This is a genomic window from Geothrix limicola (genome assembly GCF_030268085.1).
GTDB classification, from domain to species: Bacteria; Acidobacteriota; Holophagae; order Holophagales; family Holophagaceae; genus Geothrix; species Geothrix limicola.
The window spans coordinates 1-1679 of sequence record NZ_BSDE01000018.1 but is presented as its reverse complement, the minus strand read 5'-3'; the positions used below and the strand labels follow the sequence as shown (position 1 = coordinate 1679).

1 protein-coding gene is annotated in these 1679 nt (G+C 52.5%); it reads right to left on the bottom strand.

The annotated features are described in order from the left end of the window. Positions 1–871: 871 nt before the first annotated feature. Positions 872–1543, bottom strand: coding sequence for a hypothetical protein (locus QSJ34_RS18510; RefSeq protein ID WP_285578168.1), 672 nt, complete (start codon positions 1541–1543; stop codon positions 872–874). Between the last annotated feature and the right edge of the window lie 136 nt (positions 1544–1679).

The following is a 1679-nucleotide window of genomic DNA, read 5'->3' as shown; positions in this document are numbered from 1 at the left end:
CGCCTGGGTCCGTTGCAGCGAGAGGTTAGGCCGAGCCCAAAGTAATGGTGCCCCGAGCATGCACCACATTGGGGTTTGAGCCTGAATGGATGAGAGCGGGAATTCATGCCGACGACCCCAAAGGGAAAGTTCCGGAGTTATTGCGTGGAGTTGAAGGATCGGGCGCTGAAGCAGCTTCAATGATGGCAGAAATCCATGGGCCGATTGTTGATGAGTAAGCAATAACGCCATTCTTGGATTGCTGAAAAATGAGAAATTACGGGAGTTGGCGTTGGTGAGTGACGAGGTGGCCAAGCTGGCGAAACCTGCGCACACTCGGAGGACAGAAATAGAAAGGCGAACGAGGCCTAACGAAAGAAGCTCAGCGGACCAGGCGCTGGCGCCTGGGTCCGTTGCAGCGAGAGGTTAGGCCGAGCCCAAAGCAATGGTGCCCCGAGCGTGCACGACCTTGGAATTTGCGCCTGAATGGATGGGAGCGAAAGTTCATGCCGACGACCCCAAAGGGAAAGTGCCGGAGTTATTGCGTGGAGTTGAAGGATCGGGCGCTGAAGCAGCTTCAATGATGGCAGAAATCCATGGGCCGATTGTTGATGAGTAAGCAATAACGCCATTCTTGGATTGCTGAAAAATGAGAAATCACGGGAGTTGGCGTTGGTGAGTGACGAGGTGGCCAAGCTGGCCAAGCTGGCCAAGCTGGCGAAACCTGCGCACACCCGGAGGACAGAAATAGAAAGGCGAACGAGGCCTAACGAATGGGGCTAACCGGCACCGCCTGCGCCGAGGCGCTGAACGGAGCCGAGAAAGCAGGGAGATAAGAGAGAGAGGAGGACAATGCAGGCGGGGTCCGAGTTGAGCCAAGGGTTAGGCGAGTTCAGGGGTTCAATCGTTTGAGTGTTAAAAAAGGTTTTTTATTCCGAACGGGTGGCCCTTCCGAGTCGGTGCATTCGTAAATTCGTAGGATATCGCCTTCAGATTCAAAACCCCATGTGGCCCCTTCGACATACATACAGTCGAAAAAAACTTCGACAAATTCATGTCCAACGGAGTATGTGAAGGTGCGGTTGGGGAATACACCTTTTCCGTCGACCCCAAAAACATAGGACCGACCGTAAGAGTCCTGATAATTTCCTGCGACCGTGTAGGTTCGGAAGAACTGCTCCTCTGAGTTAACCCAGGAATATTGACCTGTGGCATTGCGTGGGGAAAGCACCGAAAAGGAGGTTGGATCAGAAGGTGCGATTCTTAATCGATCTGTTTTTGCCACGCCATCCAGACGGGTGGTTGAACCATCTTGATTCAACACCTGTGCGGTATCGCTTTCATGAAAGCCCCAGCAAAACCAAATATTCGTTTTGGTATTGGATACTTCAAGTTGAATTTGAGGTGCTTGATCATGCTTACAGCACCAATACGGCGATCGGGTCTTTTTGAGCATCTCAATATAAGCGTTTGATAGGTAAAGCCCTGGTTTCAAGATAGAAACTGGAGCCACTTGCGGTGGATTCATACAGATAAGGACCATGATCGGAGCAAGGATTGGCATTGTGACGCCTAACGAAAGAAGCTCAGCGGACCAGGCGCTGGCGCCTGGGTCCGTTGCAGCGAGAGGTTAGGCCGAGCCCGAAGTAATGGTGCCCTGAGCGTGCACCACCTTGGGATTTGAGCCTGAATGGATGGGA